This window comes from Pseudomonas sp. SDO5522_S412 (genome assembly GCF_054071215.1).
In genome coordinates this window covers 1-4,858 of sequence record NZ_JBSVWQ010000331.1, presented here as the reverse complement: position 1 = coordinate 4,858, position 4,858 = coordinate 1, and the positions used below count along the sequence as shown (strand labels likewise).

Here is a 4,858-nt window from a genome sequence, read left to right as displayed (position 1 = left end):
TCAGTCACCGGATGTATCGACTGATACACCGCTTTCGCGAGCAAGCCCGCTCCCACAGGGGATTGGGGCAACCTCAGGATTGTGAAGCTTGCACTAATTCAGTGCATAAAAGCAGTTCTGTTTACTTCAAGCTGCCGGAAAGAAACTGCTGCAAACGCTCGGACTGTGGGTTTACCAGCACTTCGTGCGGGTTGCCACGTTCTTCAACGATGCCTTTGTGCAGGAACACCAGTTGGTTGGAGACTTCACGGGCAAAGCCCATTTCGTGGGTCACCACCACCATGGTCCGGCCTTCCTGGGCCAGGTCCTGCATCACCTTGAGCACTTCGCCCACCAGCTCCGGGTCGAGGGCCGAGGTGGGTTCGTCGAACAGCATCACCTCAGGCTCCATCGCCAGGGCACGGGCAATCGCCACGCGTTGCTGTTCACCGCCGGACATGTGGCCAGGGAACGCATCCTTGCGATGGCCCACACCCACTTTAGCCAGGTAGTGCTCGGCCTTTTCCCGGGCGTCTTTTTTCGACATGCCCAAGACGTGCACAGGTGCTTCCATGACGTTTTCCAGCGCGGTCATGTGGGACCACAGGTTGAAGTGCTGAAACACCATCGACAGTCGCGAACGCATGCGTTGCAGCTGTTTCGGGTCTGCAGCCTTCATGGCGCCGTCCTTGTTGGCCACCAGTTTCAGCTCTTCGTTATTGAGCAGAATCTTGCCGGCGTGGGGCTGCTCCAGCAGGTTGATGCAGCGCAAAAAGGTACTTTTGCCCGAGCCACTGGACCCGATGATGCTGATCACATCACCGGCCGCGGCGGCCAGGGAAACACCTTTGAGCACTTCATGACTGCCATAGCGTTTATGCAGGTCTTGGACTTCAAGTTTGTACATGCGGTCGGTTCTCACAAAAACAGTTGGTCAGTCGTTGAGCAAGCGCCCGTGCCGCAGCGCTTCGCGCCCCGCCACCTTGGCCAGCCAGAAACCCGCTTGGGCATAACGTAGCCGTTCAACGGCAAACAGCACCCCAGGCGTGCCCGCGCAAACAATGCTCACGCGGTCGGACAAGGGATCGATCACTTCAAATATCGGGTCGCCGGCTTCGACTACGTCACCGGCTTTACGCAGGTAGCTGATCACGCCGGCGTGGGGCGCGAACAACAACTCGGTGCCTTCGAAGGGCAGGCCTTCGCAGGGCTCGTGCTGCGGCGCGGGCCATTCACCACGGATCAGGCCTTGCTCGGCGAGGAACGCCAGGATGCCTTCAGCGTGGAAAATCGCTTCGTCACGGCCAGTATCGGCCTGGCCACCCAGCTCCAGAGTCGTCGCCAGGCATGCCAGGGGAATCTGCGCCTCGGGGAACGCCCGGGACAGGCGCAGCCACGGCAGCGAACAGGCTTCGTCAAACGAACTGCCGCCGGAATCTTCCGCCAGCAGGCCGACCTTCACATTCAGGTGCGCCGACAGCGAACGCCACTGCGGCCAGTGTTGCGGCAGCGCGTACATGTGCAACGCGGCTTCGGCGTCGCAATGCAGGTCGAGGACCACGTCGGCGGTGCAGGCATGGCTCAGCAACACTCGCTGCATGCCTTGCAACTGGCTGCTCGGCGCCGGCAACGCATTGAGCGCATCGCTCATGGCCTGGCGGATCAAGCGCACATTGGCGTGAGGATCATCCCCCAGCTTGCCGTTGAGCAACTCGGTAACCGGCTCGCTCAACTCAACGAAGTCGCGGTTGAAATTCTTGCCGCTGCCGATCTCGAAACGGCCCTGGTGACTGCCTTGCAGCAGTTGCCCCAGGCCCATCGGATTGGCGACGGGAACCAGCTCGATCACGCCGTTGAGGGCGCCTTGCTGTTCCAGTTCCGTCAGGCGCTTTTTCAGCTCCCAGGCGGCGCGCATGCCGGGCAATTCATCCGCGTGCAGGCTGGCCTGGATATAAGCCTTGCGCTCGCCGCTACCGAAACGAAACACCGTCAGCTGGCGTTCGCAGCCCAGGTGACCCCAGGGCAACAGGTGATCGATACGTTCCATATCAATGCTTCCGTGGAGCCAGGTAGCTCAGCCAGCGGCCTTCGGCCAACTTGAACAGACGCACCAGGATGAAGGTCAGGCACAGGTAGAACGCACCCGCAGTGATATAGGCTTCGAACGGCAAGTAGTACTGGGCGTTCACCGTGCGCGCGGCACCGGTGATGTCGATCAGGGTGACGATGGACGCAAGGCTGGTGGTCTGGAGCATCATGATCACTTCGTTGCTGTATTGCGGCAGCGCCCGGCGCAGGGCCGATGGCAGCAGGATCCGGCGGTACAGCTTGTAGCGCGACATGCCCATGGCCTTGGCTGCCTCGATCTCGCCGTGGGGCGTGGCCTTGAGGCTGCCGGCGATGATCTCGGCGGTATAGGCGCTGGTGTTCACGGCAAACGCCAGGCACGCGCAGAAGGTCGCGCTGGACAGCAGTGGCCACATGAAGCTTTCGCGCACCGCTTCGAACTGGGCCAGGCCGTAGTAGATCAAGAACAGCTGCACCAGCATCGGCGTGCCGCGAATCACATAGGTGTAGAGCCAGGCAACACCGTTGACGATCGGCTGCTTGGACACGCGCATCAGGCCCAGGGGCAAGGCCGCGAGCAAACCGAAGAACAGCGAAATGGCCAGCAGTTTCAGGGTGGTCAGCAAGCCGCCGAGGTACAGCGGCATGGCCTCCCAGATGACGTTGTAGTCGAAGATCATAGATCAGCCGCCTTTACGCCTACGGAGTAGCGCTTCTCAAGATGACGCAGGGCCAGCAACGACACGCTGGTGATCACCAGGTACATCGCCGCCACTGCGAGGAAGAAGGTAAAAGGTTCGCGGGTGGCGTCTGCCGCCTGCTTGGCCTTGAACATCATGTCTTGCAGGCCCACCACCGAAATCAATGCGGTAGCCTTGGTCAGTACCAGCCAGTTGTTGGTAAACCCGGGGATCGCCAGCCGAATCATCTGCGGCACCATCACCCGGAAAAACACCTGGAACGGGCTCATGCCATACGCCAGGCCGGCTTCGGCCTGGCCCTTGGGAATGGCCATGAAGGCGCCACGGAAGGTTTCCGAAAGGTAGGCGCCAAAGATGAAACCCAGGGTGCCGATACCGGCGGCCAAGGGGTTCAAGTCAATGTAGTCGTTGTAGCCGAGCAACGGCGCAACGCGGTTAAGCAGGTCCTGACCGCCGTAGAAAATCAGCAGGATCAGCACCAGGTCGGGGATCCCGCGGATCACCGTGGAGTACAGGTCGCCCAGCCAGGCCAACCAGCGCACCGGCGAGAGGCGCAACGCGACCCCGATCAGACCCAGAACAATGGCCAGGGCCATGGACGACAAGGCGAGCTGAAGCGTCAACCAAGCGCCATCGAGGATGACAGCCCCGTAGCCTTTCAACATGATTCAGGTCCTCGAAAAGGGGGATGAAAAAATGGCGCAAACTTCAGAGATCCTGGTGCTTGCGCCATTCTGGACAGACAGCTGCGACGGTTTACTTGGCTTCTGGGCCGTAAATGTCGAAGTTGAAGTACTTGTCCTGGATTGCCTTGTACTTGCCGCTGGCACGGATCGCAGCGATTGCAGCGTTGATGCGGTCCAGGTTTTCCTTGTCGCCTTTACGTACCGCGATGCCGATACCGTCGCCGAAGTACTTGGCGTCGGTGAAGGCCGGGCCGGTGAACGCGTAGCCTTTACCGGCTGGCGTGTCGAGGAAGCCTTCCTGCAACAGGGTGGCGTCGGCTACGGTGCCATCAAGGCGACCGGCTTCTACGTCCAGGTAGATTTCGTTCTGCGAGCTGTAAGGAACAATGGTGGCGCCTTTGGGAGCCAGCACTTCCTTGGCGAAACGGTCGTGGATCGAACCGCGCTGCACGCCGATTTTCTTGCCTTTCAATTCATCCAGGCTGTCGCTGACGGCAGTGCCTTCCTTCAATACCAGGCGAGCTGGGGTCAGGTAGTAGCGGTTGGTGAAGTCCACGGACTTCTTGCGATCGTCAGTGATGGACATCGAGGACAGGATGGCGTCGATCTTGCGCACTTTCAGCGCCGGGATCAGGCCGTCGAATTCCTGCTCGACCCAGGTGCACTTGACCTGCATCTGCTCACACAGGGCGTTGCCGATGTCGTAGTCAAAACCGACGATGCTGCCGTCCGGTGCCTTGGAGGCAAACGGAGGGTAAGCCGCTTCAATACCAATCTTCAGTGGCTTGCCTTCGGCGAAAGCCTGCATGGACAGCACGGACAGCGCCAGGGCGCCCAACAGCACGAGTTTCTTCATCTTGGGACTCCATCGGTATAGGGCAAAACAGCAGTATGAGCCAGGGCCCACGATGCGAATGAGTGAAACCGAATAGCGGTGCTGCGTCCTGCGCCAGTTCAGCATCGGCGACGACGAGCGAGTGATCGGCATTCTAACGACAGGCCGGAAGCCGATATTTCCTCAATGCGACAACAATTTACAGAAGCACCGAGAAAGCGGTTCCAGCACATTGACAGCCTCTTGATTTTATGCAGAGGCAAAAGATATTAAACCTGTTAACGCTGCAAGTTGCGGGCCTATTATTCGCAAACCCTTCTAGCACGGCAAGTGTAGCGTTGGATCTAATTTTTCAGGGCGTCTAAGACGCGGGTTTTCGGGGCAACGGCGTAGCACTTTGCCTCATGTTTGGGCGTGGGGTTACACATTTGCCGGGCTCGGTAACATTCAGAAACTTCCTACAACACAATCCGATATTTATTGGCTTTGTGTAAGTCGCCCCACCGGATGACCAGCCTTGGAATGCAATCTAAATGTGGGAGCGGGCTTGCTCGCGAAGGCGGCGTGTCAGCCAGCACACCACTAACTGA

Annotated in this window: 5 protein-coding genes; all 5 read right to left on the bottom strand. The window is 59.3% G+C overall.

All coding sequences use genetic code 11. The features are described 5' to 3' along the window. Positions 1-121: 121 nt before the first annotated feature. The 5 genes from ACW9I6_RS30810 to ACW9I6_RS30790 all read right to left on the bottom strand — a co-directional run bounded on the left by ACW9I6_RS30810 (position 122) and on the right by ACW9I6_RS30790 (position 4,289). The gene (locus tag ACW9I6_RS30810; protein ID WP_457340184.1) at positions 122-886 is read right to left on the bottom strand and encodes an ABC transporter ATP-binding protein; all 765 of its coding nucleotides are present in this window, start codon (positions 884-886) and stop codon (positions 122-124) included. Positions 887-913: 27 nt separating this feature from the next. Further along, positions 914-2,026, bottom strand: coding sequence for a succinylglutamate desuccinylase/aspartoacylase family protein (locus tag ACW9I6_RS30805; RefSeq protein WP_008435255.1), 1,113 nt, complete (start codon positions 2,024-2,026; stop codon positions 914-916). Position 2,027: 1 nt separating this feature from the next. Then, the gene (locus tag ACW9I6_RS30800; protein WP_008435252.1) at positions 2,028-2,726 is read right to left on the bottom strand and encodes an ABC transporter permease; all 699 of its coding nucleotides are present in this window, start codon (positions 2,724-2,726) and stop codon (positions 2,028-2,030) included. Continuing rightward, on the bottom strand, positions 2,723-3,412 hold the full coding sequence (locus tag ACW9I6_RS30795; RefSeq protein WP_003214341.1) for an ABC transporter permease: 690 nt from the start codon (positions 3,410-3,412) through the stop codon (positions 2,723-2,725). Before ACW9I6_RS30795 ends, ACW9I6_RS30800 begins: the two co-directional genes overlap by 4 nt. A 91-nt stretch (positions 3,413-3,503) precedes the next feature. Continuing rightward, positions 3,504-4,289, bottom strand: a complete 786-nt coding sequence (locus ACW9I6_RS30790; RefSeq protein ID WP_457340183.1) for an ABC transporter substrate-binding protein — start codon at positions 4,287-4,289, stop codon at positions 3,504-3,506. Between the last annotated feature and the right edge of the window lie 569 nt (positions 4,290-4,858).

Excerpts from the sequence above, each read along its gene's own strand:
- ACW9I6_RS30810 (WP_457340184.1), bottom strand. The coding sequence starts at position 886 with ATGTACAAACTTGAAGTCCAAGACCTGCATAAACGCTATGGCAGTCAT.
- ACW9I6_RS30805 (WP_008435255.1), bottom strand. The coding sequence starts at position 2,026 with ATGGAACGTATCGATCACCTGTTGCCCTGGGGTCACCTGGGCTGCGAA.
- ACW9I6_RS30800 (WP_008435252.1), bottom strand. The coding sequence starts at position 2,726 with ATGATCTTCGACTACAACGTCATCTGGGAGGCCATGCCGCTGTACCTC.
- ACW9I6_RS30795 (WP_003214341.1), bottom strand. The coding sequence starts at position 3,412 with ATGTTGAAAGGCTACGGGGCTGTCATCCTCGATGGCGCTTGGTTGACG.
- ACW9I6_RS30790 (WP_457340183.1), bottom strand. The coding sequence starts at position 4,289 with ATGAAGAAACTCGTGCTGTTGGGCGCCCTGGCGCTGTCCGTGCTGTCC.